General features: G+C 62.9%; 26 protein-coding genes and 1 tRNA gene. 18 read left to right on the forward strand and 9 right to left on the reverse strand.

Features of this window, described 5'->3' with window-relative positions:
- The first annotated feature begins 87 nt into the window (after nucleotides 1-87).
- The 8 genes from VK804_RS14525 (at nucleotide 88) to VK804_RS14560 (ending at nucleotide 7024) form a co-directional block, all read left to right on the forward strand.
- Complete coding sequence (locus tag VK804_RS14525; protein WP_325371517.1) at nucleotides 88-738, forward strand: 3-oxoacid CoA-transferase subunit B; 651 nt, start codon at nucleotides 88-90, stop codon at nucleotides 736-738.
- Nucleotides 739-1041: 303 nt separating this feature from the next.
- Entirely contained in the window at nucleotides 1042-2388 is a 1347-nt protein-coding gene (locus VK804_RS14530; RefSeq protein WP_325371518.1) for an MFS transporter, read from the forward strand.
- A 113-nt stretch (nucleotides 2389-2501) separates the two neighbouring features.
- Nucleotides 2502-3251, forward strand: a complete 750-nt coding sequence (locus VK804_RS14535; RefSeq protein WP_325371519.1) for a dienelactone hydrolase family protein — start codon at nucleotides 2502-2504, stop codon at nucleotides 3249-3251.
- 13 nt (nucleotides 3252-3264) lie between these two features.
- Entirely contained in the window at nucleotides 3265-3570 is a 306-nt protein-coding gene (locus VK804_RS14540) for a DUF6295 family protein (protein WP_325371520.1), read from the forward strand.
- Complete coding sequence (locus tag VK804_RS14545; protein ID WP_325371521.1) at nucleotides 3571-4566, forward strand: ABC transporter substrate-binding protein; 996 nt, start codon at nucleotides 3571-3573, stop codon at nucleotides 4564-4566. It abuts the gene before it with no gap.
- A gap of 28 nt (nucleotides 4567-4594) precedes the next feature.
- Nucleotides 4595-5296 carry a haloacid dehalogenase type II gene (locus VK804_RS14550; RefSeq protein WP_325371522.1) on the forward strand — a complete coding sequence of 234 codons (702 nt, stop codon included), beginning with the start codon at nucleotides 4595-4597 and terminating at the stop codon, nucleotides 5294-5296.
- 156 nt (nucleotides 5297-5452) lie between these two features.
- On the forward strand, nucleotides 5453-5812 hold the full coding sequence (locus tag VK804_RS14555; protein ID WP_325371523.1) for a hypothetical protein: 360 nt from the start codon (nucleotides 5453-5455) through the stop codon (nucleotides 5810-5812).
- A 972-nt stretch (nucleotides 5813-6784) separates the two neighbouring features.
- Entirely contained in the window at nucleotides 6785-7024 is a 240-nt protein-coding gene (locus tag VK804_RS14560; protein ID WP_325371524.1) for a hypothetical protein, read from the forward strand.
- A 17-nt stretch (nucleotides 7025-7041) separates the two neighbouring features.
- Here the strand turns inward: VK804_RS14560 and VK804_RS14565 are convergent, their stop codons facing one another.
- Together VK804_RS14565 and VK804_RS14570 are read right to left on the reverse strand one after the other, a co-directional pair.
- Complete coding sequence (locus VK804_RS14565) at nucleotides 7042-8667, reverse strand: FAD-dependent monooxygenase (protein ID WP_325371525.1); 1626 nt, start codon at nucleotides 8665-8667, stop codon at nucleotides 7042-7044.
- Between the two features lie 27 nt (nucleotides 8668-8694).
- Entirely contained in the window at nucleotides 8695-10149 is a 1455-nt protein-coding gene (locus tag VK804_RS14570; RefSeq protein ID WP_325371526.1) for an MFS transporter, read from the reverse strand.
- A gap of 410 nt (nucleotides 10150-10559) precedes the next feature.
- On the opposite strand from VK804_RS14570, the gene VK804_RS14575 reads away from it, so the two are divergent.
- The 3 genes from VK804_RS14575 to VK804_RS14585 all read left to right on the forward strand — a co-directional run bounded on the left by VK804_RS14575 (nucleotide 10560) and on the right by VK804_RS14585 (nucleotide 12786).
- Nucleotides 10560-11408 carry a hypothetical protein gene (locus tag VK804_RS14575; RefSeq protein WP_325371527.1) on the forward strand — a complete coding sequence of 283 codons (849 nt, stop codon included), beginning with the start codon at nucleotides 10560-10562 and terminating at the stop codon, nucleotides 11406-11408.
- A gap of 161 nt (nucleotides 11409-11569) precedes the next feature.
- The gene (locus VK804_RS14580) at nucleotides 11570-12076 is read left to right on the forward strand and encodes a PRC-barrel domain-containing protein (RefSeq protein ID WP_325371528.1); all 507 of its coding nucleotides are present in this window, start codon (nucleotides 11570-11572) and stop codon (nucleotides 12074-12076) included.
- A 281-nt stretch (nucleotides 12077-12357) separates the two neighbouring features.
- A complete protein-coding gene (locus VK804_RS14585) occupies nucleotides 12358-12786 on the forward strand; it encodes a hypothetical protein (RefSeq protein WP_325371529.1) in 429 nt (142 codons plus the stop codon).
- 123 nt (nucleotides 12787-12909) lie between these two features.
- Here VK804_RS14585 and VK804_RS14590 read toward each other — a convergent pair whose 3' ends face one another.
- Nucleotides 12910-13224: an NIPSNAP family protein gene (locus tag VK804_RS14590; protein ID WP_325371530.1), complete on the reverse strand. Its 315-nt coding sequence runs from the start codon at nucleotides 13222-13224 to the stop codon at nucleotides 12910-12912.
- Nucleotides 13225-13468: 244 nt separating this feature from the next.
- Between VK804_RS14590 and VK804_RS14595 the strand changes: the two genes are divergently transcribed.
- Together VK804_RS14595 and VK804_RS14600 are read left to right on the forward strand one after the other, a co-directional pair.
- Nucleotides 13469-13993: a cytochrome P460 family protein gene (locus VK804_RS14595; protein ID WP_325371531.1), complete on the forward strand. Its 525-nt coding sequence runs from the start codon at nucleotides 13469-13471 to the stop codon at nucleotides 13991-13993.
- A gap of 64 nt (nucleotides 13994-14057) precedes the next feature.
- Nucleotides 14058-14636, forward strand: a complete 579-nt coding sequence (locus VK804_RS14600) for a hypothetical protein (RefSeq protein WP_325371532.1) — start codon at nucleotides 14058-14060, stop codon at nucleotides 14634-14636.
- Here the strand turns inward: VK804_RS14600 and VK804_RS14605 are convergent.
- The 4 genes from VK804_RS14605 to VK804_RS14620 all read right to left on the reverse strand — a co-directional run bounded on the left by VK804_RS14605 (nucleotide 14605) and on the right by VK804_RS14620 (nucleotide 20476).
- Nucleotides 14605-15270, reverse strand: coding sequence for a TMEM175 family protein (locus VK804_RS14605; RefSeq protein ID WP_325371533.1), 666 nt, complete (start codon nucleotides 15268-15270; stop codon nucleotides 14605-14607). The two genes, VK804_RS14600 and VK804_RS14605, sit on opposite strands and share 32 nt — an antisense overlap.
- A 384-nt stretch (nucleotides 15271-15654) precedes the next feature.
- Nucleotides 15655-15867 (reverse strand): hypothetical protein, encoded by a 213-nt coding sequence (locus VK804_RS14610; protein ID WP_325371534.1) that lies wholly within the window; start codon nucleotides 15865-15867, stop codon nucleotides 15655-15657.
- A 222-nt stretch (nucleotides 15868-16089) separates the two neighbouring features.
- Entirely contained in the window at nucleotides 16090-17091 is a 1002-nt protein-coding gene (locus VK804_RS14615; RefSeq protein WP_325371535.1) for a tripartite tricarboxylate transporter substrate binding protein, read from the reverse strand.
- A gap of 64 nt (nucleotides 17092-17155) precedes the next feature.
- Nucleotides 17156-20476: a PAS domain S-box protein gene (locus tag VK804_RS14620; protein ID WP_325371536.1), complete on the reverse strand. Its 3321-nt coding sequence runs from the start codon at nucleotides 20474-20476 to the stop codon at nucleotides 17156-17158.
- Nucleotides 20477-20728: 252 nt separating this feature from the next.
- Here VK804_RS14620 and VK804_RS14625 point away from each other — a divergent pair, with 252 nt between their 5' ends.
- From VK804_RS14625 to VK804_RS14640, 4 genes are all read left to right on the forward strand, one after another.
- The gene (locus VK804_RS14625; RefSeq protein WP_325371537.1) at nucleotides 20729-21112 is read left to right on the forward strand and encodes a phasin; all 384 of its coding nucleotides are present in this window, start codon (nucleotides 20729-20731) and stop codon (nucleotides 21110-21112) included.
- A gap of 285 nt (nucleotides 21113-21397) precedes the next feature.
- Nucleotides 21398-21832, forward strand: a complete 435-nt coding sequence (locus VK804_RS14630; RefSeq protein ID WP_325371538.1) for a phasin — start codon at nucleotides 21398-21400, stop codon at nucleotides 21830-21832.
- Nucleotides 21833-22148: 316 nt separating this feature from the next.
- Nucleotides 22149-22225, forward strand: a tRNA-His gene (locus VK804_RS14635).
- A gap of 87 nt (nucleotides 22226-22312) precedes the next feature.
- Entirely contained in the window at nucleotides 22313-23890 is a 1578-nt protein-coding gene (locus VK804_RS14640) for an ArnT family glycosyltransferase (RefSeq protein WP_325371539.1), read from the forward strand.
- A gap of 25 nt (nucleotides 23891-23915) precedes the next feature.
- Here the strand turns inward: VK804_RS14640 and VK804_RS14645 are convergent, their stop codons facing one another.
- Both VK804_RS14645 and VK804_RS14650 read right to left on the reverse strand, forming a co-directional pair.
- Complete coding sequence (locus VK804_RS14645) at nucleotides 23916-24266, reverse strand: BrnA antitoxin family protein (RefSeq protein WP_325371540.1); 351 nt, start codon at nucleotides 24264-24266, stop codon at nucleotides 23916-23918.
- Nucleotides 24211-24501, reverse strand: coding sequence for a BrnT family toxin (locus tag VK804_RS14650; RefSeq protein WP_325371541.1), 291 nt, complete (start codon nucleotides 24499-24501; stop codon nucleotides 24211-24213). The genes VK804_RS14645 and VK804_RS14650 overlap by 56 nt, the downstream gene beginning before the upstream one ends.
- A 158-nt stretch (nucleotides 24502-24659) precedes the next feature.
- On the opposite strand from VK804_RS14650, the gene VK804_RS14655 reads away from it, so the two are divergent.
- Nucleotides 24660-25022 carry a hypothetical protein gene (locus tag VK804_RS14655; protein WP_325371542.1) on the forward strand — a complete coding sequence of 121 codons (363 nt, stop codon included), beginning with the start codon at nucleotides 24660-24662 and terminating at the stop codon, nucleotides 25020-25022.
- Nucleotides 25023-25209 lie beyond the last annotated feature (187 nt).

Raw genomic sequence — 25209 nt, forward strand, 5'->3', positions numbered from 1 at the left:
CATTTACATACAACGCGTCGTCGAAGTCGGCAGCGGCGGCAAACGCATCGAGCGCGTGACCACACGCAAGCGCGGAGGGAACTGATCGTGGCGCTTACCCGCAACCAACTCGCCGCCCGCCTGGCGCAAGAACTGCACGACGGCCAGTACGTCAACCTCGGCATCGGGTTGCCGACGCTGGTGCCGAACTACGTCCCGCCGGGCGTCGAGGTGGTGCTGCAGGCCGAGAACGGCATCCTCGGCCTCGGGCCGTATCCGTACGCAGGCGAAGAGGACCCCGACCTGATCAACGCCGGCAAAGAGACGGTGACCGTGCTACCGGGTGCATCGTTCTTCGATTCGGCTTCGTCGTTTGGGATGATTCGCGGCGGCCATATCGACATCGCGATCCTCGGCGCGATGCAAGTTTCTGCAACCGGCGATCTCGCCAATTGGATGATCCCGGGCAAGATGGTGAAGGGCATGGGCGGCGCCATGGACCTCGTCGCCGGCGTCAAGCGCGTCGTCGTGGTGATGGAGCATTCCGCCAAGGACGGCGCAAAGCTCTTGAAGAAGTGCAACCTGCCGCTGACCGGCGAGAAGGTGGTCGACATGGTGGTCACGGATCTCGCCGTCTTCACCATCGACAAGCATGGCAATGACGGCATGGCGCTCGTCGAACTCGCCGACGGCGTCACGCTCGACGAGGTGAAATCGAAGACCGAAGCCGAATTCCGCGTGGCGCTGAAGAACGTGTAGCCGCGTAGGGTGGGCAAAGGCGCTCTTCGCGCCGTGCCCACCATCCATCATTTCGTGACAAAGGTGGTGGGCACGCTTCGCTTTGCCCACCCTACGCAACTATTCGTCATGGCCGGGCTTCGTCCTGGCCTTCCACGTCTTCCTTTCTTCGTGGCAGCCAAGACGTGGATGCCCGGGACGAGCCCGGGCATGACGATCCTATATGCGTAGGCGAGCGCGGTAGCTTTCCGTTTTCGTCTTGATTACCATCGTCCCCAGCCGGCGAAGACCGGCCTCGCATTCCCAGGGGGGGGAGGGACTTCCATGGCTCACGCAGTCAACGCCGGCGCGCGGCTCGACCGGCTGCCGATCTCGTCGTTTCACTACCGGATCTTCTGGCTGGTCGGCGCCGGCATGTTCTTCGACGGCTACGATCTCTATATCGCCGGCGGCGTGCTGGCCTCCGCGGTGCAGACCAAATTTTCCACCGTGCCGCAAAACCTGCAATTCATCTCGCTGACCTTCGTCGGCATGACGCTGGGCGCGCTGATCACCGGCTTCGTCGGCGACAGGATGGGACGCCGCTTCACCTATCAGGTCAACCTGTTGATCTTCGGGCTGGCCTCGCTGGCAGCGGCCTTCTCGCAGGACATGACGCAGCTGATCGCCTGCCGCTTCGTGCAGGGGCTTGGGTTGGGCGCCGAAATCGTGGTCGGCTATTCGACGCTGACCGAATTCGTGCCGCCGAAGACGCGTGGCCGCTGGCTGTCGATGATGGCGTTCCTGGTGGTCGCCGGATTTCCGGTGACCGCGCTGCTCGGCTATCTGATCATCCCCGAGTTCGGCTGGCGGCCGATGTTCGTCATCGCCGGCGTCGGCTCGCTGATCGTCTGGTACCTGCGCAAGAACCTGCCCGAGTCGCCGCGCTGGCTGGAATCGCAGGGCCGCGACCAGGAAGCCGAAGCGCTGATGCAAAAAATTGAAACCGAGTCCGCCGCCGGCAAGCCGCTGCCGCCGGTGGTGGTGCCGGCGCCGATCGCGCAGGTCTCCGCCGCCGATATGCTGAGGCCGCCGCTGCTGCAGCGGCTTTTGGTCGGCTGCTGGGTGCTGATCACGATCAACACGCTGATCTTCGGCTTCGTGATCTTCCTGCCGCAGTTCTTTCTGGGACAGGGGCTGACCATCGCCAATTCGCTGGCTTATACGCTGGTGCTGTCGGTGGCGTCATTGGTCGGCTGCGCGCTCGGCGCCTATCTGTCCGATGCCATCGGGCGGCGCGTCAGCATCATCGGCGCCTCGCTGGTCACCATCGTCGCCGGCTACATCTATGCCCGCTTCAACGCCGCCTCCGATCCGGAGGTCGTACTCTCGGTCGGCTTCGTGCTGATCGTCGCGATCTATGTGCAGACCGCGATCCTGTTCGGCGTCTATACGCCGGAATTGTTCCCGACCGAGATCCGCTTGCGCGCCAATGGCATCTGCAACACGCTCGGCCGGGGTGCCACCGTGGTCTCGCCCTTCATCGTCGGCGCCCTGATGGCCAACTACAAGCTGCCCGGCGTGGTCTGGCTGATGATCGGCCTAGTGCTGGTCCAGATCGTGGTGGTGTGGGCCTGGGGCGTCGAGCCGCGCAACCGCGGCCTGGAGGAGGTCGCCGCCGCGAAGGCCTGATCGCGGCCTGCATCCGCGGCATCGCTCACGGCGGCTTTTGTTGCGCCAACAGCGCGATTGTCGAATACTGGACCGACCAAACCAACACGCCTGGAGCACATGGAGGAAAACGGATGTCATTTTACCGAGGCATGACCTGCGAGAACGTCACCATCAACGGCGACAAGGGGACGCCGATCACGGCTTACGTCGCAAAGCCGTCCGGGCCGGGCCCGTTTCCCGGCGTGGTGCTGATCCATCATCTACCGGGCTGGAGCGAGTTCTACATCGAGACCACGCGCCGCTTCGCCCATCACGGCTATATGGCGATCTGCGCCAATCTCTATGAGCGCAGTGGCGAGGGCAATCCGGACGACGTCGCCGCCAAGGTGCGCGCCGACGGCGGCATTCCCGACGCCCAGATGGTCGGCGATACCGAGGCCGCGGTGAAGTGGATGCGCGCGCAACCCAATCACAACGGCAAGGTCGGATTGTTCGGCTCCTGCTCCGGCGGCCGCCACGCCTTCATCTATGCCTGCCAGAAAAAGGACGTTGACGCCTGCGTCGAACTGTGGGGCGGCCGCGTGGTGATGGGCAAGGAGGAGCTCAATGCCAAGACTCCGGTGGCGCCGATCGACATGACGAAAGACCTCTCGTGCCCGCTGCTCGGCCTGTTCGGCAACGACGACCGCGCGCCCAGCCCCGAGCAGGTCAACCAGCACGAGGCCGAACTCAAGAAGCACGGCAAGGAACATGAGTTCCACCGCTACGACGGCGCCGGCCACGGCTTCTTCTACTGGCACCGGCCGCTGTACCGGCCCGAGCAGTGCATGGACGGCTGGAGCAAGGTATTTGCGTTCTTCGGCAAGCATCTCTCGAAGTAGGAGGACCGCGGACATGTGCACATCCATCATCGAGATCGCCCGCGCCGAAGGCATGGCCAAGCGCGGCGACCACTGGTTCCCGCTCTCGCAGGCGGTGGTCGCCTATGACCACGCGCGGCATGCGCCGCTCGGCGACGTCATCACGCTCGACTTCATCAACGCCAATCTCGACCCCGGCGCGCGCGCCGGGATCGAGCTGACGCTAGAGACCGCCAAGGAGCTTCGCGCCGCCCTCGACCGCGCGATCGCGGCTGCCGATTTCGAGGAGGCGGAAGTGCGGGGCAAGGGCGCCGTGCGCGGCCTCGTTCGGGCCGCTTGAATGCGGCGGCGCGATCTTCTTGCCGGTCTGTTGGCCACCACCGCGGCGAGCGCGGTGGGGGCAGCCGAGCCCGGCAAGGTTTATCGGATTGCGATCGTCTCACCTTCTCGACTCGTGTCAGACATGAGCGAGACCAACTCTGATTACGGGATATTGTTTAGGGAGCTGCGTCGACTGGGCTATGTTGAAGGACAGAACCTCGTCGTTCTGCGTTTCTCTGCCGAGGGAGATACTGCGCGTTATGATCCGATCATTCGCGACGTGATCAGTGCCTCCCCTGATGTGATCATTACCGTCAATAATCCACTGGTTCTCCGCTTCAAGGCGCTGGTGTATTCCATTCCGGTGGTCGCAATGATGGGCGACCCGATCGCATTTGGTATTGTTACCAGTCTTGCGCGGCCGGACGGCAACATCACCGGCATCAGCGCGGACGCAGGCGAAGAAATCTGGGGCAAAAGACTCGGGATGCTGCTTGAGGCCGTCCCGACAGCGACCCGCGTCGGGTTTCTGTGCTCGGAGCCGTTCTGGAAGGGCGCTCAGGGAGCCAAGGTGCGCGAGGCAGCCCGCCAGTCCTCTGTCACGCTGGTCGCGCCGCCTCTCAAAGGAGTATACCAGGAGCCGGAGTATCGACGCGTTTTCGACCTGCTCGAACGCGAGCACGCGGATGTGCTGCTGGTCAGCGACAGCGTGGAAAACAATGTACAGCGGCGTCTCATCGTCGCGCTGGTGGAAAAGGTTCGGCTTCCGGCACTTTATCCTTTTCGTGAATTTGTCGATATTGGCGGGTTGATGGCCTATGCCGTCGACGTGCAGGATATGTTCCGTCGCGTCGCGGACTATGCCGACATGATCCTCAAGGGAAAGAAGCCCGGCGAAATACCGATCTATCAAGCGGACAAATTCACCACAGTTGTCAATCTCAAGACTGCCAAGACACTAGGTCTGACGATCCCGCCGATGCTGCTCGGCCGCGCCGACGAGGTGATCGAATAACGTGTCGGCGATGTCAGGGAGATTTCCCGTGAGCTACGAGGATATCAAGAACAACGTCGCGGTTTGCATGTTCGACCAGTACGGGACGGTCGTCGACATGCAGGGAGGCCTGACCGCGATCGCCACGCCGTTCCTGAAGCAAAAGGGCTGGCGAGGTGATCCGAACTCCTTTGTCACCTGGTGGCGGCGCACGCATTTCGAAAATTCCATGATCGACGCGCTGCTGCATCGCGAGCACACGCCGTACCGGGAAATCGGGCATCGTTCCGTCGCCCATGTGATGGACCGGGCGGGCATCAGCCACACAAGGCAGGACGTCGAATATCTCGTCGGCGAAATCGAGAAGCTGAAACCGTTTCCGGAGGTGCCGGCGGCGCTCGACAGGCTTCGCGCGAAATACCGGCTGGTGGTGCTGTCGAACGGCGATCCCGACATGCTGGAGACGGCGAAGCAGTATCACGGAATCGCGTTCGATCGGGTCATCTCCGTTGCCGAGGCGAATTCGTTCAAGCCCCACCTTGCGACCTACACCAAGGCGGCCGAACTGCTGGGCCTGAAACCGGATCAGATCCTCTTCGTCGCCAACCACGCCTTCGATTGCATCGGCGCGAAATCGGCCGGCATGCGAACCGCGTTCATCGATCGCCGCAGCCGGCCGTTCGGCGAGACGCCGCATCAGCCGGACATTCTGGTTCCGACGATGGCGGAGCTGGCGGACGCGATCGTCTGACGATCGGCGGCTGTCCGTCGTGGGACGCTACCACCGGTTGTGCCGCGTCGGGTGCGTCAATTCCGCCCGGCCTGCTCCACTTGACGATTCCTCAAGGTTGCTCAATCATCGACCGGCAATCGAACCTTGGAATTTGAGCACGATGGGAGTTTCGCAATGAGCATGCTTTGCAAACTGATGGATCTGAGCGGGCCTCCGGGCTTTCCGACGACGATAGCCCTGGGCATAGTTCAAACTCCGCCTGGAGGTCAAAGTTTCCGTGTTGAATTTACCCAGGCGACATTGACACTCAATGACGAACTCCAGAGGACTTTGTTTGAATTCGACGATGAGGAGTTCATACCATTCGACTCACAACTTGAACTTGGCATCAACGCAGTGGGGGGTGCTCAGGACCTCGGGGCAACGGTCATCAGCGACACGGGGCCCAGCCAGGCAGAAATGACCACGCGATTCCACCCGGCGGGGATCAATGGGCCTTTTTACGAACTGACATACAAGTTACTGCCTGATTGAAGCTGTCGCCCGATGCGCCGCTGAGCCGGGCGGCGCGCGTTGCCAACAGACACATCCCGATTATCGCGCATTGAATAAGGAGCAGGGGCGCGGCGCGTGAGGAGACGGCGATGGCAGGAGCGGTCTAAACCGTGGTCACGCCACGGACCTCGAGTCGTCCGCATTTTGCACATTCGAAAGTATATAGATCGCGCGCCGCAGTCTCGGACTCGATCCCCAACAACCGCATTTCGCTGGCGCAAGCCGGACACGGCATAAGTGGGGCAAATGGTGAGCGTGGCGGATCCGGTTTATCCATGCGAAGACTAAGCGCCGATTTCCGGGACATAGCGAGTCCTCCATGAAGAGCGTCTGTCCGGCTCACTGACACAGGCCGGAACAGCGGACTCTGTTTTGCTTTCACCGACATCAGCTTCTTGTCGGTCTTCAGCTCTTTGTCGATCTTTCGTTGCGCGTCCAATGCGGCGGACTTCATTGAATAAGATGTGCCGGTCCTGGTTCTTGTCGCGCCAAGTTGCACGGTCCATTTCCACCCGGTTGGATTGGCGGTCCGAACGACCTGATACTCGATGGCCTTGTATTGCACGATGCCCGCTTGCGTATTTTAGAATTGCGCGTTGACGGTTACTCGGGCGGTCGCAGGTGATCCAGCAACTTGCCGATGTCGGGCGAGCGCAAGGGGTCCTCGCCGTCACAATCGATGCAGCGATATTTGCGGCCCTGCATTCCCCGCACGAGCGCGAGCCTCATGGGCTGATGACATTTTGGGCAGATCGGGGGCATCGTGGTATTCATGGCACCGAGTGTAATCCTCCAAAATGCCGTCTGTAAACAGTTAAGTTATTGATATTATTGATATTTATGCTAACTTTTAGTTTTTTAGGTACTCGGCGGAACTGGGATTGACTGAGTGAATTGAGTAATTTACTAATTTAGCGTTGGACACTGAGAATACTCTTCTTGGAGGACGCCATGAACGATCTCCGTGGTGAGCGATTGCAGATCATGCTTTCGCCTGAAGAACTGTCGGTGATTGACGATTTCCGGTTTCAGCATCGGATGCCGACCCGGGCCGCCGCCGTTCGCGAACTGCTCAAACTGGGCCTCGCTGCGAATGGGGCCAGCGCCGGCAATGGCATGAAATCGAGCAATTATGGGGTATTCAGCCGAGGACCCGCCGGTCATCGGGACAACGATCCCAACGGCGAGTAGTCGGCCCGCGTCAAGCGTTACGCGATGGCCGGCATCCTGCCGAACACGCGATCCAGCGCCGCGCGCAAAGCGCCTTCCGGATTCGAAGCGCCCGAACGGCTGCGCCAGGCGACATGGCCGTCCGGCCGCACCAGCACCGCGCCATCGCTGTCGACGCCGTAGGCTGCGTGCCAGTTGCCGTCGGGGTCGCCGAGATCGCGCCCTGTTCCGATCGTATAGGCCTTGAGCGGCGGCACCATTGGGCCGATCGCCTGCGCGGCCCGCCGCCATGGGCCGCCGTCAGCTCCCGTCAGCAACACGAAGTGCGGGCCGAACAGGTCGACGGTCGAGATTTGCTCATCGCCGCGCGTGAGGAAGACATGCGGCGCGCGGCCTCCGGGCCGGGCCGAGGGCACGTAGTCGGTGACGGGATCGTCAACGGCAACCCGTGGCGTGCCGTCCGGAACCACCGCGCTCGATTCATACGCGGCGCCGAAGATCAGCCCCTGTTCGTTCAGGAATTCGCGGCGCGGCAGCACCTTGCTTTGCCGCGCGGTGCGTCCCATCGACAGCGCATTGGCCAGCGCGTTCTGGGTCACGACCATGCCGAACGGCTGGCGTTCGGCGTGATAGCTGTCGAGCAGGCTGTCGTCGGCCTTGCCGTTGAGCACGGCCGATATCTTCCAGGCGAGGTTATGAACGTCCTGCACCCCGGTGTTGAGGCCAAAGCCCCCCGTCGGCGGCATTTCGTGCGCCGCATCGCCGGCGAGGAAAACGTTGCCCGTGCGATAGCGGTCGGCGATGATGGCGGAGGCTTCCCAGGGGCCGATGCCGAGCACCGTTACGTCGATGTCCGGCACGCCGACGCCCTTGCGGATCAGTTCCGCGCAAAATTCCGGCGTGAAATCCTCAGGCTTCCAGCCGAAATTTTTGGGACTGTGGATCAGGAAACCCCAGCGGTCGGTGCCGTTGATGGTGAGAAAGGTGGCGCGCAGATCGTCCTGCTCGACAAAGTACAGCGCCGCCGGCCGATGCTCGACCCATTGGGTGAGTTCGGCATGGAACAGGATGTTGACGCTGTCGTAGACTTTCTCCTCGCCGAGCATCTTGACGCCCAGCGCGCGGCGAACGCGGCTTTGCGCGCCCTCGGCGGCGATCAGATAGCGCGCCCTGAAGGGCGTTTCCACGCCACTCGTTCGATCGGTGAGCGTGCCCGTGACGCCGTCCGGTCCCTGGCTGAACGAGGTCAATTCGGTATTGAAGCGCAGCGCTTCTGGTCCGCCGGCTTCCTCGGCAAACCGGCGAATCACCGGTTCGAGGTCGTCCTGGGCACAGAGACAATTGCGGACCGGCGTCGCCGCCATGTTCTTCGGCGTCGCGCGGCCGGGCACGCGGCGCTCGATCTCCTCGCCGGCAAGCGATTCGGTCCAGACGATCAGCCCGAGCCGGCCTTCCTGCAACCCCGCCTGCCGGACCGCGGTATCGATGCCGCATTGGCGGAACACCTCCATAGTGCGGGCATTGATGCCGCGCGCCTTCGGCGTCAGCGCCGTGCTGGGGTGGCGTTCGACCAATAGCGAGCGCACGCCGTGCTGCGACAACAGCAGCGAGGCGGTGAGGCCGACCGGACCGCCGCCGGAAATCAGTACCGGGATATCGAGCATTTTTTTGTGACCTTGTTGGGATCCATCTTATCCGAGATCCATGGGCTTGCCGTGGGTTTCCCGGCGATAGGCGTAGATCGCGATCAGGGCGGCCAATTCGCAGGCCGCCAGAAACAGGAAGGCCGGCGCCACCGCGTCGACGGTAGCCTTCGGTGAAACCACATCGCCGCTTCCGGCAATCACCGCCAGGCAAACCGGTCCGAGGATCTTGCCGACGCCGTTGGCGGCCTGCGCCAGGCCGAAGGCGCGAGCGCCCAGCGAGACCGGAAACACTTCGACCACATAGGGCGTCATGTTGGAGAACGAGCCTGAGTAGAACGTAGCGCCGGCGACCACCAGCAGCGCGAACACCGACCAGCCCGCGATGAAGTCCTGATAGAAGGCAAAGATCGCGATCATGACCAGGAACGAGACGGACGTTCCGAACAGCGCCGAGCGGCGGCGCCCGAAATAGAGCGGCAACACCGAAAACAGCACGCGGCCGAGGAACGAGGCGATGGCGACATAGATGAAATATTCCGCGGCCTCGTGCGCGGTGATCTTGAGGAGCTGCGACAGGATGGTCGGGCCCCACAGCTGCACGCCATAGGTGCCGGTCGATATCCCGGTCCAGATCACGACGACCCACCAGAACCGCTTCTGGTCCTTGAACAGTTCCGACAACGCCACCGGCTTCTTCTCCGGCTCAATTGCGGTCGGCAGGGTGATGCTGTCCTCGGGCACGCCGGTCAGCTTCGCGGCCTCGCGCCGCGCGTCGGCATTGCGGCCGCGTGACAACAGCCAGCGCACCGATTCCGGCGCGATCCAGGCGAGCAGCAGCGAGGTGATGATCGGCATCGCGCCCGTGGCGGCGACGCCGCGCCAGCCGATCACCGGCAGCAGGTTCGATGAAATCACGGCGGCGAACATGGTGCCGAGCGCGACCGGCACCACCATCATGCTGGAAACGAAGGTGCGGTACCTCGTCGGCGTGATTTCGACGACCAGCGGATTCTGCGCGCTCACCGCCGCGATCGATCCGAAGCCGACGACGAAGCGTAACATCGAAAACAGGATCCAGGCGCCGTCCGGGATCAGCGCGCAGCCGGCGGCGCCGAGCGAAAACAACAGGCCGCCGCCCCAGATCAGCTTCTTGCGCCCGATGGTGTCGGCGATCCGGCCGCCGGCCAGCGAGCCGAAGATGGCGCCGACGCCGGACGACAGCAGCATGATAGCGCCCTGGCCGTAGGTCAGATGCCAGCCCGGCGCCAGCACCGAGACGAGATAGCCGACCAGGAAGAAGTCGTAGAACTCGAACATCTCCTGCAGGACGAGGAGGCCGATCGTCAGATAATAGCGCGGCGTGAGATTGGGCTTCTCGATTCCGCTAAGCCAGTCCTGCACGCCGGCCTGGGCTTCGGGGTAACCCGGATCCGCACCCTGGAGCGTGTCCGCAATGTTGCCTTGAACGGCGCCTCGCGCACCGAGCGAAACATCGACCATTTCTCTCCCCGAACGCCCGGCCGTCCGCGGTCCTGCGCAGCGGTTGAAGAATGCCGAGACGATCCCGGCAAAACTAGCACCCGCACTTGAAAACACAATCGGGATCGCGGCAGGTTGTCCGTCCGGGGCAGTGCGCGCGGCGTGCCGCCGGCGATGGTGCGAGCGAGAAACCCCGGTCCGAAGCAATCGCGTCGGCTTGCCGTGCCGTTGCAGCCGAAGCGACGCGCGGCCGGATTCAATCCGACCCTCGTGGGTCGGAGCGGGCCGCGTCACCGTGTCTCACGCCTCATCGTCGGCGCGCTGATGAATCGTTGAGAATTCGATCGCTGTGTCATGTCCCCGACAGGAACTTTGCTCTCGCTGCAACATTTCCTCCCCATCGAATTCAATTTATCGGGAGGATACGATACATGGAACAGGTGTTGCGCCCCGTCGGGGTCGTTGACGAAATCGTTGAGCCGCAGGTGGCGGGCGTGTCGTGGGCGGCGGTGCTGGCGGGCGCCATCGCTTCGCTGGCACTGACACTGGTGTTGTTGTCGTTCGGCGCCGGCCTCGGATTCTCCGTGGTGTCGCCATGGGCCGGCTCGGGAGTTTCCGCGACCAGTTTTGAGATCGGCACCGGGCTCTATTTCATCGTGATGGCGATGATCTCGTCCGCGATCGGCGGCTATCTGGCTGGAAGGCTCCGCAACCGCTGGATCGGCGTGCAATCCCCTGAAGTGCATTTCCGCGATACCGCGCACGGTTTTCTGGCCTGGGCACTGGCGTCCGTGCTCGGCGCGATCCTGCTCGCTTCTCCTGCCACATCGCTGCTCGGCGGCGCAGCATCGGGCGCGGCGCAGGTCGCCGGCCAGCAAACCTCAGGTCCCATGACCGGCTACGTCGATACCTTGTTGCGGCCGGACAATCCGACCGCTGACACCGCCAATGCCAATGGCGGACAGACGCGGCAGGAACTGACGCGGCTGTTGACAGCGGACTTCCGCAACGGCGGCGAACCGTCGGCAGCCGACCGCGGCTATCTCGCCAAGGTCGTCGCTGCCCGCACTGGTCTCGCGCCGGCCGACGCCGACAAGCGCGTCAACGAGGTGATCGCGCAGGCCAAGCAGGATCTCGATAACGCCCGCAAGGCCGCCGAGCACGTGGCGATCTGGCTGACGCTGTCGCTGTTCATCGGCGCCTTCTCAGCCGCATTGGCGGCAACCGAAGGCGGGGGCTTGCGCGATGGAACCTGGGGCAACAGAGCGCTACGCCGTTAATTCAAGTCCAACCCCGAATAAAGAAAGGAGAGAACCATGCCGATTCTTCTGTGGCTGTTGGGAATACCCATCCCGCTGATCATTCTGATCATGCTGCTGCACCACTGACCCGCCTTTACGGCCAACAACAATCACCTTCACACCACACACTGGAGACTGAAATGACATCGAAATATCTGGCCGCAGCCCTGCTCGGCACCACATTACTGACCGGCGCGGCGTATGCGCAAAGCACCACCCCCGATCGCTCGAACATCAATACCGCCGTGCATCGGGACGGCGAGTGGCGGTCGTCGAAACTGATCGGCGTCAATGTCTACAACGACAACAACGAGAAGATCGGCGACATCCAGGAATTGATCGTCGACAAGTCGGGCAAGGTCGACAACGTCGTGCTCGGCGTCGGCGGCTTCCTCGGCATGGGCGAGCACTATGTCGCGGTGCCCATGGAAAAGCTGAAATGGGTCAATACGCCCGTGCAGACTTCGTCGACCGCGACCACGCCCAAGGAGAAGTCTCCGAACGCCGGGAGTGCCGGCACGACGACCGGCGAAGCGCGCGCCGACCGGCCGGCGCGCGCGGCGGACGAGAAGTGGTATCCCGATCACGCGATCTACAACGCGACCAAGGATCAGCTGAAGGCGATGCCGCAGTTCAAGTATAACTAATCCCAGGAAGCCCAAGGTCCCCGCGATCGTTCGCGGGGGCTTTGCCTTGCGTCGACTTCCTGCGTCTTTCGACAGATCGGTGCCGCTTGGCGCGATGATCTCAATTCATCCTAATTCCAGCCGCCTTCGTGTTCCGCCACCACTGCCGGACGCCGGCCTGGTGGACCTTGCCCCTGTTAAGATTACGCCTTAACTAAATATTAATTATGCGTTTGCGGGCACCCGTGGCCCGGCCTAGCGTCGTCGCAGGGCTGCTCAGCAACCAGCGATTGGTATGTGCCATGACGAACAGAATGTACCTGATGTCGATCGTCTCTCTCAGCGTCATCGCGCTGATGCCTGGCGCCGGCGACGCCTTCGCCAGGTCGGGCGCGGCTCATGCGGGGTTTGCTTCGACGCATCCCCATGGCCTCGTCGGTCCGTCGTTCCGGCATCACCGCAGAAACCATCTCGGCGCGTTCTGGCCCGGAACCGGGGACTACTTCTACGGCCCATCGGATGGCGAACCCGTGCTCGATGCAGCGCAACCGGGATCCGGCGATACCCACTACACCTACACGTATGACGTTCCCTGGGATTGGGCGCATCGCTACCCGCCCGCGGTAGCGCCGTCCGATCGGCCCTATGTGTCGAGCTGCCCGACCGAGGCCGTGACCGTTCGCGGGCGCGGCGGCGAAGACCAGACCGTCAATGTCATGCGGTGCTACTAGAACTTTTTCCGTTTCGATGGAATCGAAACGGGGCTCTAGATTCTTGCTTTGACGCGTTTTCTTCACGCGAACCGGTAACCACCCTCGGATCAAGCCCGAGGGCAGGCTTCGCTCGAAAACGCTCTAACGGGTTGGCGAGAACGAAGCTGGGCGCATAACCTTGTCTTCCTGTAGCAGAAGCATTCCTTCAGTGAGTGACAGGAATTCGCCCCAGGCCGGGTCGGCGTCACGCGCCGCACGCTTTTTTTCCATGTCGGCAAGGTTTTCGTAGCGCCAGAGGTGCACGACCTGATTGAGCGCGCCGATATAGCTTACATAGTAACTCATCAGTTCAAGACCGTGCCGCTTCGTCACCGGCAGCGCATGCTTCTCGAAAAGCTCCAGGTATTTTGCCTGCTTGCGCGGGATCAGGGTGTAGGTCCGGACATCGACAATCATCTGGGCGGTTTCTCCATGCTGAGCCAGCGGCAACGTCAGGATAAAGCATCGGCCCGTCCGGCGCGATAGCTTGCGGCCTCGGCCCGGTCGCGAATGACCCAACTGTGAAAGCAGGGTCGCACGCCACCGGCGGTATTCATGCTATGCCTGTCGGACTTTCTCACGGCAATCCATCGTTTCACGCGCCCGTCGACCCGGCGGGAAGGCAGAACACATCACGATTCTCCAACGAGGAAGAACAGCCATGAAGCGCAAAAGCAGGCTCTCGATCACGGCAGTGCTGGTCGTCCTGGCCGGCACCACCGTCTACGCGCAGGACAAATACTCGCTGAAAACGCCGGACGGAATCGCGTTCTCCGACTTCAAGGGATACGAGGACTGGGCGGTGGTCTCTTCCGCCCGGACCGACGAAGTGCTCAAGGTGATCGTCGCCAATCCGATCATGATCGAGGCGTACAAGGCCGGTATTCCGACCAACGGCCAGCCGTTCCCGGAAGGCTCCAAGATCGTGAAGCTGCAATGGAAGCCGAAGAAGAGTACGGAGGCTCCCTTCGCCGTGGATGTGCCGGACGTCTTCACGCAGGCTTTCGTCATCGAAAAGGACAGCAAGAGATTTCCGAAGAGCGACGGGTGGGGCTACGCATTGTTCAATTACGAAGCTGCATCCGACCAGTTCACGGCCGATCTCAGTCCCTCGGACTGCGGCCACGCGTGCCATCTGGCCGTGAAGGCAAAGGACAACATCTTCCACCCCTACGAGAAGCGTTGAACCGCGCGTGCCGCGCACGGCATATCCGGCCCCTGCCGCGTGAACGGTCGCCGCACCAAGCTGCTTGACTTCTGCAAGTCGGCAGCCAAATTGCGCTCTGCTGCGAAATCCGGTCCTCGCATGCGCGTCGGGACCGAAAGCGACGAACAAGATCCAGCCGATACAGGAGAGCGTCTTGCATAGATGGCAGCGATGGGTCCGCGCCCTGGGCGCGCTTGCATTTTTTCTGGCTTTCTGCGGCTTCGCGGGGCAGTCGGCTTACGCCGACGGCTCCGTATCATCCCTGGGCATGGGCATGGGTGCGCGCGATCAAGCGGCGTTTGGGCGATTCCTGGCCGTGATCCAGCAATACAACGCGTCGGGTGAGCGCTTCCGCATCGACTCCCACTGTCAATCGGCCTGCACGATGTTTCTTTCGATACGCAATGTCTGCGTCACGCCGGCCGCGACGCTGTTGTTTCACGCCGGCGGCTCCATGCAAAAGGGCATCATCAGCGCCTCCAGCACGCAGCAAATGCTCGGCAGCTATAACGCCGCCTTGCAACAGTATGTCACGGCGAACCATTTCATGGATACGTTCGCCTTTCATCCGATTCCCGGCAGCCAGATCATCAAGCGCTTCGGCTATCCGGCATGCCGGTAGCCGTCCTTGCGGGGAGAGGATCGGGAAGCCGCGTTTGGGTCTGCTTTCGCCGGCACCTTTCAAAGATGCCGTCGATCACCGGCGCCGCAAAGGCGAAGCACCACAGGAATTGCGCGATATAGGTTTGCGGGGCAACCAGTGCGAAGAAGGTCGCCACGACAAAAACTGCAAACGCAAAGCCAATTCCAGCGGCGACGCTGGCCTGGCCGCGCGGCAGTGCTGCAACGAGCCACATGATGATGCTGAGGCCGCCCAGCGCGGTCAAATGGCAACTATACAGCACGACGATGTCGCGGGTGTTGCCATAGGTGCCATAGAGGCCGGTGGTGACGGGCAGCAGGATGACCGCCAGCAGAAAGAACAGGTTGAGATAGACCACGAGGCGGGTCGCGTGCGGCTGGTAGGCCAGCCTGCGCTGGTGCGAAATCCAGAACATGCCGGCAACCATGAAGCTGATCAGGAGCGCGATGACTTGCGACTGGTAGGTGGCCCAGATATTGGACCAGACCGGCACACCATTGAGAACCTGCCCCTTTGGAAAATTATAGGCCAGCAGGGTCATCGCGACGCCGAAGATGGTGTTGCTCAAAGCCTCGAGCCGGCGCATCTCGAACAGATCGGCTGAATCCGGCATGCCATCTCCCGCGTTCAATGCCGAAGCCTTAGCATCAATATCAGCTGGGCGGGCCGGAACTTTGAAAGACGGCGCAACGAGAATCACGCGGCGTTCGGCTGGAAAACATGACGGTTTGACTTGCGGCGCCGGGAAGTGGCGCCCTTTCTGTTTCATCCGCTGCCGAACGCATAGCTGAAGATCATCGCCGGCTGCGCCCATGTCCCGCAGCTGCAGGCGCCGGAAATGTTCCTGAATGGGGTTCTTGATTTCCTGCCGGAGATTTCTGCCGCGAGTTTAAGGCCTAAAGCTTCGGTTCTGATTAAATCAGAACCGAAGCTTTAGACTCTTGTTTTGACGCGTTTTCTTCACGCGAACCGGTGTCCACTTCGCTCGAAAACACTCTTAAAGCACTTTGATCGCGAGCCAGACCGCGGCCCAGAGCGAGAGCGACAGGAAGCCGACGCACAGCACGGCGACCGCCAGAACCCTGATCGCGACACCGCTATTGTCGGCTAGCGACGCTTGAGCGCGTCCGGTGCGGAAACCGTCATTCTGGGGAATGTGACCGCGGATTCCAAAGATCCAGAGAACGAGGTCCAGGACGAACAGGCTCATGGGCGGAGGCTCCGACGTGTCATCTGATTCGTGACGCGCTATCATCGCCCAGAAATGAAGTTTTTGTTTGTGGGCCCGCAAAAATTTCGCACCACCCCGTATTCGTCCGGGGTGTTCAGTCGCAACGCCGCTTGGGTGCGTCGCAACAACCGCTACTTGTAGAGTTCCCCGAGGTCGAGCGGCAACCTGATCTCGACGCCGCGCTTCGCCGACAGATGGAACTCAATCCGCGCGCACGCCGCTCTCGTCGATCACCTTGGTCCACTTGGCGGTCTCGGCGTCCATGTAGGCCTGGAAATCCTCCGGCGACCCGCTGCCGATGGCGAGCACGCCGCTGGTGCGCATCCGCGCCTGGATCGCAGGATCTGCGAGCACCTTGACGATCGCGGCGCGCAGCTTCTCGACGATCGGCCGCGGCGTGCCCGCGGGCACCAGCACGCCCTGCCAGGACGAGGTCACGAGGTTTTTCCATCCGAGCTCATACATGGTCGGGACGTCCGGCAGTTCGGTCATGCGCTCCCGGGTGGTGACGGCAAGCGCCTTGACCGTCTTCTGCCGCACTTGCTCCATCGCCGACGAGATCGTGGTGAACATCATGTCGACATGGCCGGCGAGAACGTCGGTCACCGCCGGCGCGGCTCCGCCCTTGTAGGGCACATGCACCATGTCGAGGCCTGCGTCCTTCTTGAAGACTTCCATCTCCAGCCGGTTGAGCGTGCTGCTGCCGGGGGAAGCGAAGGTGACCTTGCCCTGGTTAGCCTTCACATAGGCGATCAGCTCGCCGACGCCGTCGGCCGGGAAATCCCGCCGGGTGATCAGGATGCTCGGCGTATCCGCGCACATCGAAACCGGGGCGAGGTCCTTGTCCGGCTTGATGTGCATGTTGTGATAGACGCCCGGGTTGATCGAAATGGTGCCGACATTGCCGAGAAAGACCGTGTAGCCGTCAGCCGTCGCGCGCGCGGCGGCCTCGGTGCCGACGATGCCCGCCGCGCCGATGCGGTTGTCGACCACGATCTGCTGGCCGAGGATCTGGCTGACGCCGGGCTGGATCATGCGGGCGACGAAGTCGGACGCGCCGCCCGGCGCGAACGGCACGATCATGATGACCGGCCTCTCGGGATAGCGGCCGGCATCCTGGGCGCAGGCCGCACCGGGCAGGAGCAACAACGCGCCGCCGAGCGCCGCGACCAATCCGGCGCCGATCCGTTGTCGTGATGCCATGGTTGGAAATTCCGCCTGGATACCGGTCGTGAAACTCAACCTATGCCGGAGCCCTGCGATCGGTTCAAGCCCGCGCCATCATCTCCTGGGAAAACACCACCTCGATCAGCGTGCCCGAATGCGCAGCGGTCTTGATGTGGAACTTGGCGCGGTTGGCTTCGACCAGCGCTTTGGTCAAGGACAGGCTGACGCCGGGACCGTCGGAGACCCGGTCGGAAGGGGCCTGGGTGCGGAACGGCTCCATGGCGGCGGCGACCTCGTTGTCGTTGAGGCCGTGCCCGGTATCGCGGACCCGCAACACCACTTCGCCGGAATCCGACAGCGCGGTGGAGACGATCACCTGGCCGCCGGCATTGGCGAGATGGATCGAATTGCCGATCAGGTTCAGCGTGATCTGGCGCAGCGCACGGGCATCCGCCACCACCGGCGGCAGCGCATGCGCCAGCGAGGTGCGGATGATGATGCGTTCGCGGTTGGCCTGCGACTGCATCCCCGCCACGCATTGCTCGACCAAATCGTTGAGGTTCTGGCTGGCGAAGGTGAGGTCGAGCATGCCGGTCTCGATCCGCGAGAGATCGGTGAGGTCGTTGATGATGGCGATCACCCGCTCGCCGGAGGCGCGGATGTCCTTCATGTATTCGACGTAGCGTTCATTGCCGAGCGCGCCGAAGCGCTCGCCGACCATGACTTCGGCAAAGCCGATGATGGCATTGAGCGGCGCACGGACCTCGTGGCTGATCCGCGCCAACAGGTCGGCTTTCGCACTGGCGGCGCGATCGGTCAGCCGGCGGGCCTGCTGCAGTTCGCTCTCGCTTTTCTTGACTTGCGACAGGTCGCGGAACACCGCGAAGAAATTCGGACCGTCGGGACGGGTCCGTCCCATCGTCATCGACAGCGGGATGATGCCGCCGCGACCGGTGCGGCCCAGCACGTCGCGGCCGTGATCGAGCAGGCTGGCGACGCCTTCGCCCTTGATGCTTTCCAGATAGTCGCGGACCTTGCGCTGGCTTTCCGGCGCGAACAGCTCGGCGAGATTGCGCTGCACGAATTCCTCGCCGTCATAGCCGAACAGCGCCTCCGCGCTGCGGTTGCAGGCGTTGAGACGGCCGTCGGCGTCGAACATCACGATGCCGTCGGCGGTGGTGTCGAGGATGGCGCCGAGTTCTTCGGCATTGGCGTGCCCGACCGCTGAGGGTTCCGGAACAGCCTCCGGCTGTCCGATCGCCTGCGCGACGGCGGCGCCTTCGATGGCCGTGCCGGAGAAGATCAGCGCCAGCGCCGAATCCTCGTCCCAGCTGATGGTGTAGAGCCGCGCCTCGATCGCGGGCGGCGGCGCCTGTTCGCCGGAGGTGTGGCTTGCCGAAATCATCACCGGCGTGCCGGTGTCGGAGGTGCTGCTGGCGCTGGAGACGCCGGGCTCGACATAGAGCGCATCGAGGCCGCCGGCATCTTCCAGCGCGTGCAGGCTCGGATAGCCCATCCGCGTGAGAAACGCCGCATTGGCATACACCAGCCGGTCGAGCCGGTAGATCAGGATGCCGACGGGGAGCAGATCGAGCAATTTCCGGTCGCGCCGGCTTTCGCCGCGCGCCGGCGGTTCGGGTTGCGCCAGCCAGCCGGGCCGCTCGTCGGCCGCGGCCGCCTCCGTCGCGACGGGCTGTTCGATCGCGGGCTCGGGTGCTTCGGGTGGTGCGGGCGGCATGGCGGAAGCGGTGATGTTTTCGCCTTCGAGCCGCGCCGACAATTGCCGGGCGAGTTCGTTGAAGGCGCTGTTTTCCACCGGCGTCAACGCCGGCGATTTCGGTTCGCCAAGCGGGCGAAACGGCAGCACGTTCTTGAGCATTTCGTTGGGCGTTTCCACGGGTGTTTCCAAATCGGTTGGTGGTGAAGTCTCAACAGCAATCGGGCCGGACGATCTGGGAGCGCTGGGCGATGCCATATCGGGAACTGGGGGCGGATTCACGGCGGATTCGTTCGCAAGATTTGTCGGAACGATGTCGGCCGCAGGCGGCGGTGACGGTGGATCGCTGAACATTTCGAAGCGGCGCATCGCGGCCAGGCGGGAGAGGCCGTCGAGGTCGCGGCAAACGCCGAAGCCGCGGTAGCCGGCGAAATTCTGCATCCGGTCGAAGAGCGGCAGGCCCGACAATTCGACCGGCAACCGGCCGCCGCCGTCGACCGGCCAGTTCAGCGTGATGCCGCTCCAGGTATCGCGGGTGGCAATCGCCTTGAGGATGCGGCCGTCGGGATCGAGGGCGAAGGCGTCAGCGATTTCGCTCCACAGCCGGCCGAAGCCGGCGGCGGTGCGCGCGCCGATCAGGCGGGTGAATTCGTCGGAGCCGAGCGAAAAGCGCCCCTCGGCATCCATCTGCCACATGAAGCGCAACGGGTTGCGCCGTGTCGGCGGCGCCGGTTCGTCGAACCATGATGGCGCCCTGACCGCGGCCGGGACGGGGGGGTCGGCCGTTGGCGGCGCGTTGTCCGTGGGCGCCGGCTCGTCGGCGACGGCTTCGACATAGGGCGACGGCTCATGCGGCGGTGCTTCGGTTTCCGATGCCGTCGTTTCCGCCGGAGGCTGCGCGGCTTCGACATCGGGCGTGTCGAGCCGCGGCCCCAACTCGTCGATCAGCGCGAATTCAGCCGGCGCCTCGCCCGTGTTCGCGGCTTGCTCGTAGTCGGGCGTCGGTTGCTCGGCAACAGGCGCACTCTCTTCCGCGCGCGCGGCGGTCGTGGCGACCGGCGCGATCAGGGCGACGAGGCCGACATAGGCGCCGCTGCCGACGCGCTGCAGCACCATCTGGCCGATGCTGCCGACAGGCGTCTCGACGCGGCCCTGCTGCAGCGCCTTGCTGCGCGCAGCATCGAGGCCGGCCTCGGAGAGATTGCGAAAGCCGAGCAGCGGACGGGCGGCATCGCTGGCGCCGATGAACACGCCGTCGCGGGCAAAGGCGGCGATCGGATGGTCGATGCCTTCGACCAGGCGCTGCAGCCGTTCGACCAAAGGCATCGCGCGGCGGCTTGGTTCGACGCCCACGACCAGGATGCCGTGGCTGCCGTCGGAAAATTCCAGCCGCGCGCAGCCGCAGGTCGCAAGCGCACCGAGCGGCGCGCCGAAACCGCGTAGCCGCTCCAGCCGCACCGCCTCGGCGTGCGGCAATCTCGCCGCCAGCTGCGCCACCTGGCGCCGGTGCGGATCGGCCGGACCGAAGGTCTTGCGGGCCAGCGTCGCGCCATTGGCCGCGCCGAACAGTTTTGCGCCGACCGGATTGGCCCACAGCATCTGCGTGCCGTCGACCGACCACAGCCACGCCGGGTGAGCGCTCGTCGCATGCAGCGCGAGCCGCGGATCGCCGACGCATCGCAACTGGAATTCCGTCGTATTCATTGCAGCGAGATGACCGGCTGGTGGTGGGGCGGCGGCCGAACGATGTCAGCCTTAACGAACCGTTAGTATCGCCTGCGGGCGACGGCAGGTCCACGGCCCTGGGCCATGAGGAACCATGCAAAGCCGCGATAACCTTAACCCGGCCGAACCGTATTTCGGCTGCCGCGTTGGGATGTTGCAAACCGCGATCGAAGGTTCACGATGGGGAACCGGCCGAGCGGCATTTTCGATGACACAACAGGGAGTGGGACCATGAGCGAAGAAGCGCGTGAGGGTTTCGAGATTCCGAAGGAACTGCGATCGATGGCGGAAGCCAGTTTCGATCAGGCCCGCAAGGCTTTTGAGAAATTCCTGAGTTCGGCGCAGGCGACCGCCGGCACGATCGAGGATCGGCGCGCCACCGTTCAGGCCGGCGCCAAGGATATCGGCGCCAAGGCGATCGGCTATGCCGAAAAGAACCTGCAGGCCTCGCTGGATTACGCGCAGTCGCTGCTGCACGCCAAGGACCTGACCGAAATCATCAAGCTGCACAGCGAATATGTGCAGTCCCAGATGCGCTCGTTGGCCGAGCAGGCCAGCGAAATGGGCCAGATCGTCAGCAAGGCGGCGATGGATGCCGCCAAGCCCAAGAATTGATCAGGGGTTGATCGAGGTCATCGGCCCCTCCCGCGCCGGGAGGGGCGGCGGCGAGAAGGCTGGAGGCGGGCAAGCTACGCATGCCCTCCAGGTCAACTATGCGGCATTGCACCTAAAAATTGTACGGAACTACGTTGCATTGCACAAAATTGCCATTATATGGGCGTATGTGTCGGTTGTCCGACGTAGGACATTCCCGCTGCGTGATCCAAGTCGACGTTCCCGGCCTTCGCCGGGCGCGCAAGGGGTCACATCATCTCACCCCATTTTCGAAGGATCCATGCCATGGCCAATCCCACCGATCCCTTTTCCGCCTCGATCATTCCCTTCGAGGTCCCCGAGCAGATGCGCGCCTTCGCCGAAAAGGGCGTCTCGCAGGCGCGCGACAGCTACGCCAAGTTCAAGGACGCCGCCGAGACCCATAACGGCACCATCGAGGCGGTCTTCACCTCCGCGAGCAAGGGCTACAGCGAATACTCCGCCAAGCTGATGGAAATGATGAAGGCCAACACCACTGCCTCGCTCGACTTCGCGCAGGAACTTTTGGGCGTCAAATCGCCGTCGGAAGCGATCGAGCTGTGGACCTCGCATGCCAAGAAACAGTACGAGACCCTCACCGCGCAGGCCAAGGCGCTCGCCGAATTGAGCCAGAAGGTCACGACCGAAGCCGTCGAGCCGATCAAGACCAGCGCCTCGAAGCTGTTCAAGCCGGCCGCCTGATCGCCGATCTACGTTGCCAAAAAGCCCGGGCGGGACAGCCCGGGCTTTTTGCTGTTTGGCGGCGAGGTAATTTTGCTGGCGAGTCAAAATGCCGATGTCGTCCCTGCGAACGCAGGGACCCACACTCCGTGACCGCGCGGGTTTGCGCAGGTAGTCGTTGCACAATTCCGTTTCAGCAACACCAGCCGGTGCTTATGGGTCCCTGCGTTCGCAGGGACGACGCTGAAGTTGGTGCCCGGCTTGGCCTTGCCAAAGACCGGCGTTGCACCTAGTTTCCGGCCCGTTCGGCGACCCTTTTTCGGGGGTGGCTGCGGATGCAGTTGTAGCTCAGTTGGTTAGAGCGCCTGTCTGTGGAACAGGAGGTCGGTGGTTCGAGCCCACCCAACTGTACCAAAGCATCACGCCAACATTGCTGGGAATTCAGTAGGAGGTTTTCCTGCGCTCGATATTCTCCGATCCTGGCGCAGCGGGAATCCGACGATGTCAATTCCGATCCGGCAAACCGGCGCGATGGCCGAGTCGCCAAAACCCGGCGTCGTCGATTCCGTAAGGGCTGCGTTTCTGCGCCAGCCCGTCGTTTGGGTGGTCGCAGTCCTGGTCAGTATCGTGCATGCGGCGACCGCCGGTCGCTATGATGCGCAGCGCAATGAACTCTATTTCCTTGCCTGCGGCTGGCATCCCGATTTCGGATATGTCGATCAGCCGCCACTGGTGCCGCTGATCGCGGCTGCGACGCAAATCTTTGGCGTCAATATCTGGCTGTTGCGGCTGCCGGCGACGGTGGCGGCGGTCGGACTCGTGCTTCTCGCCGCGGCCTTTGCCCGGTTGCTCGGCGGCGAAAGCAGGGCAGCTTCGCTTGCCGCGATCGCCGCCGGGATTGCACCCGGCCTTGCCGGATTGACCTCGCATCTGACGACTTCAACTTTCGAACCCGTCGCCTGGACCGCCACCGCCTTCCTGCTGACGCGTGCGATCCGGACGGACAAGCGATTCGATCTGATCTGGATCGGCTTGCTCGCAGGCGCGGCGATGGAAGCAAAATGGGGGATCGCGGTCTGGCTGGTCGCGCTTGCGGTGGGCGTGATTGTCACCCCGGCACGCCGCATCCTGTTCTGGTGGCAACTCTGGCTTGGCATCGTCATCGCTACCGCTCTGTTCGTGCCCAATCTGATCTGGCAATGGTCGCACGGCTGGCCGTTTTTCGAAGTGATCCTGCCGCATCTCGACAGCCAGAAGAATTTTACCGGCCCGCTTTGGGAATTCGAATGGCGGCAAGCCCTGTCGATGAACCCGGCGCTCGCCCCGTTGTGGCTGGCGGGCGCAGTTGGACCGTTCCTCGATCGGCGACTTTCGGATGCGCGCTTTCTGTCGCTTGGCTTTGTGCTCACGAGTGCGTTCTATTTCCTGGAGCGCGGCACCAACTATTATCTGTTTCCGGTCTATCCCACGATGTTCGCGGTCGGCGCGGTCTGGTGTGAACGCCTCGATGTTTGGGTCACGCGCGGCTGGGTCGCCACGGCGCTTGGCGTAAGCGCTTTGTTTGCGCCGGTGGCGCTGCCGATCCTCGATCCCTCTCGACTGGCTCGCTACATGGAGCTTACCCACACCAGGCCCGCCCCGATCGAGGCCGCCGGCGTCGGCGCGCCGCTGACCCAAAGCCTGTCGGATGAGTTTGGCTGGCGCGAGTTGGAAAACAAAGTGGCGGCCGTATTCCGCCAACTCTCCACGGAAGATCAGGCCCGCGTCGCGATCCTGACGGCGAACTATGGACAGGCAGCCGCACTCGACGTCTATGGCCGAAAGGACAATCTTCCGGCGGCCCTGAGCGGCCACAATCAATACTGGCTCTGGGGTCCTCACGGCTATGACGGCTCGCTGATCCTGAATGTCGGCGGCAACCCGGAGCGCTGGAGGTCGCTATGCGGCTCGGTCGATATCGTCGACATCACCGGCGATCCCTATGCCATGCCCTACGAGAACGGCCGTTCGATCTTCATATGCCGGAACTTGCGAATGCCGCTTGCGCGGTTGTGGGGCAGGCTGAAGCATTTTCGGTAGCGCAGTAGAGGCTGCGACATTGGCCCTATGTCTTCGCCTGGCGGGCCTTGCGTTGAGTGGCGCCAGACATGCGCTTGGCTCCACGGGTTGCGCTCGCGGTCCTGAGCTTGCGTGCCCGCCTCAAATCCGCGTTGATCCGCGTCTGCCAGCCCTCGCCCGTTTCGCGATAGGCTTTCACCACATCCTCGTCGAGCCGAAGCGTGATCGCCGTTTTCGGCTTGCCGGACAATGGCGGCCGGCCGCGGCGGATCACTTTGCCGCCATGGCGCAACTCGCCGTGCCGAAAGAAATCGTTCAGCAACTCGGGTGCGTCGTCGGGATCATCGGTCAGGGGCTTGCCGAAATATTTTGCGCCAGCGTTGTTCTTCTTTGGCATGACAGTACCTCATCGAGATGATGTGGCGGCTTGCGCCGCGTTGGGTCCATACGATGACGACCATTCGGCTGTCGAGGAAACCGGCGCTGATCCGGCGGACCTCGTCGTAGTCGAACCGATCGTCGATCATCGTCACCGTGTCACCGGAAAACACCCTCTCGGCGTCAACCGCGAAATCGAGACCCCGATGCGCCAAGGTCCAATCGCGCTTGGCTGGGTCGAAGGTCGTTTTCATCGACCTTTATGTAACTACATAATCCTGTCCGTGCAAGCATTATGTAACTACATAAAGACATGAGGCGCATTTCAGCGATCCGGTTCCCTTGCCACCGTTGTCCTTGCCATTCCGCCGTCCTTCACCCACAATTCGCGGCACGCGATTTGGGGGGATTCATGCTCGCGGCTCGACTGACGAAATTTAAGGCCGGCTTGATGCTGGCCACCGCGTTTTCGATGGCGATGTGGCCCGCCGCGAGCCGCGCCTATACGCAGGAAGAGCAGCAGGCCTGCAGCGGCGATGCGATGCGGCTTTGCGGTGCGTTTGTTCCGGATGTCGACCGCATCACCGCCTGCATGATCGAGAACAAGTCGCAGCTCAGCCCGCCCTGCCGGGTATTCTTCCGGCCCGACCCCGAGGCCGCGGTCACGCCGGTCGCCGCCGGCAGGCCGCTCAGCATCAGGCCGGCATCTTCGAAAAAGCCGGTCAGCGCCAAATCGCGCAAATCCAAAAAGCCCGCTAAGCCAGCTGCGAACTGACCGCGGCGGCTCGTTTGCACGCCGCGCGTGACGTCGACTGTTCGCCTGTCGCAATGGCTTGCCGCGAAGGCAGTCCTGCGCGGCAAGCCTACCTTGCTCTGCCAGGTAAACGCCGCCATTGCCTCGAAAAAAGTCAGCGATGCGCATGCACCGATAGGTTGAGGGTCGAAATCCGCCGTCAGCGCTC

This window comes from Bradyrhizobium sp. (assembly GCF_035484855.1).
Classification (GTDB): Bacteria; Pseudomonadota; Alphaproteobacteria; order Rhizobiales; family Xanthobacteraceae; genus Bradyrhizobium.

What these genes read in the sequence shown, in the direction of transcription:
- VK804_RS14610 (WP_325371534.1), bottom strand. Translation starts at nt 15,867, where the DNA reads ATGAGCCTGTTCGTCCTGGACCTCGTTCTCTGGATCTTTGGAATCCGC.
- VK804_RS14580 (WP_325371528.1), top strand. Translation starts at nt 11,570, where the DNA reads ATGACATCGAAATATCTGGCCGCAGCCCTGCTCGGCACCACATTACTG.
- VK804_RS14650 (WP_325371541.1), bottom strand. Translation starts at nt 24,501, where the DNA reads ATGAAAACGACCTTCGACCCAGCCAAGCGCGATTGGACCTTGGCGCAT.
- VK804_RS14540 (WP_325371520.1), top strand. Translation starts at nt 3,265, where the DNA reads ATGTGCACATCCATCATCGAGATCGCCCGCGCCGAAGGCATGGCCAAG.
- VK804_RS14645 (WP_325371540.1), bottom strand. Translation starts at nt 24,266, where the DNA reads ATGCCAAAGAAGAACAACGCTGGCGCAAAATATTTCGGCAAGCCCCTG.
- VK804_RS14620 (WP_325371536.1), bottom strand. Translation starts at nt 20,476, where the DNA reads ATGAATACGACGGAATTCCAGTTGCGATGCGTCGGCGATCCGCGGCTC.
- VK804_RS14605 (WP_325371533.1), bottom strand. Translation starts at nt 15,270, where the DNA reads ATGCCGGATTCAGCCGATCTGTTCGAGATGCGCCGGCTCGAGGCTTTG.
- VK804_RS14575 (WP_325371527.1), top strand. Translation starts at nt 10,560, where the DNA reads ATGGAACAGGTGTTGCGCCCCGTCGGGGTCGTTGACGAAATCGTTGAG.
- VK804_RS14655 (WP_325371542.1), top strand. Translation starts at nt 24,660, where the DNA reads ATGCTCGCGGCTCGACTGACGAAATTTAAGGCCGGCTTGATGCTGGCC.
- VK804_RS14615 (WP_325371535.1), bottom strand. Translation starts at nt 17,091, where the DNA reads ATGGCATCACGACAACGGATCGGCGCCGGATTGGTCGCGGCGCTCGGC.
- VK804_RS14535 (WP_325371519.1), top strand. Translation starts at nt 2,502, where the DNA reads ATGTCATTTTACCGAGGCATGACCTGCGAGAACGTCACCATCAACGGC.
- VK804_RS14640 (WP_325371539.1), top strand. Translation starts at nt 22,313, where the DNA reads ATGTCAATTCCGATCCGGCAAACCGGCGCGATGGCCGAGTCGCCAAAA.
- VK804_RS14565 (WP_325371525.1), bottom strand. Translation starts at nt 8,667, where the DNA reads ATGCTCGATATCCCGGTACTGATTTCCGGCGGCGGTCCGGTCGGCCTC.
- VK804_RS14590 (WP_325371530.1), bottom strand. Translation starts at nt 13,224, where the DNA reads ATGATTGTCGATGTCCGGACCTACACCCTGATCCCGCGCAAGCAGGCA.
- VK804_RS14595 (WP_325371531.1), top strand. Translation starts at nt 13,469, where the DNA reads ATGAAGCGCAAAAGCAGGCTCTCGATCACGGCAGTGCTGGTCGTCCTG.
- VK804_RS14530 (WP_325371518.1), top strand. Translation starts at nt 1,042, where the DNA reads ATGGCTCACGCAGTCAACGCCGGCGCGCGGCTCGACCGGCTGCCGATC.
- VK804_RS14585 (WP_325371529.1), top strand. Translation starts at nt 12,358, where the DNA reads ATGACGAACAGAATGTACCTGATGTCGATCGTCTCTCTCAGCGTCATC.
- VK804_RS14630 (WP_325371538.1), top strand. Translation starts at nt 21,398, where the DNA reads ATGGCCAATCCCACCGATCCCTTTTCCGCCTCGATCATTCCCTTCGAG.
- VK804_RS14570 (WP_325371526.1), bottom strand. Translation starts at nt 10,149, where the DNA reads ATGGTCGATGTTTCGCTCGGTGCGCGAGGCGCCGTTCAAGGCAACATT.
- VK804_RS14625 (WP_325371537.1), top strand. Translation starts at nt 20,729, where the DNA reads ATGAGCGAAGAAGCGCGTGAGGGTTTCGAGATTCCGAAGGAACTGCGA.
- VK804_RS14560 (WP_325371524.1), top strand. Translation starts at nt 6,785, where the DNA reads ATGAACGATCTCCGTGGTGAGCGATTGCAGATCATGCTTTCGCCTGAA.
- VK804_RS14555 (WP_325371523.1), top strand. Translation starts at nt 5,453, where the DNA reads ATGAGCATGCTTTGCAAACTGATGGATCTGAGCGGGCCTCCGGGCTTT.
- VK804_RS14545 (WP_325371521.1), top strand. Translation starts at nt 3,571, where the DNA reads ATGCGGCGGCGCGATCTTCTTGCCGGTCTGTTGGCCACCACCGCGGCG.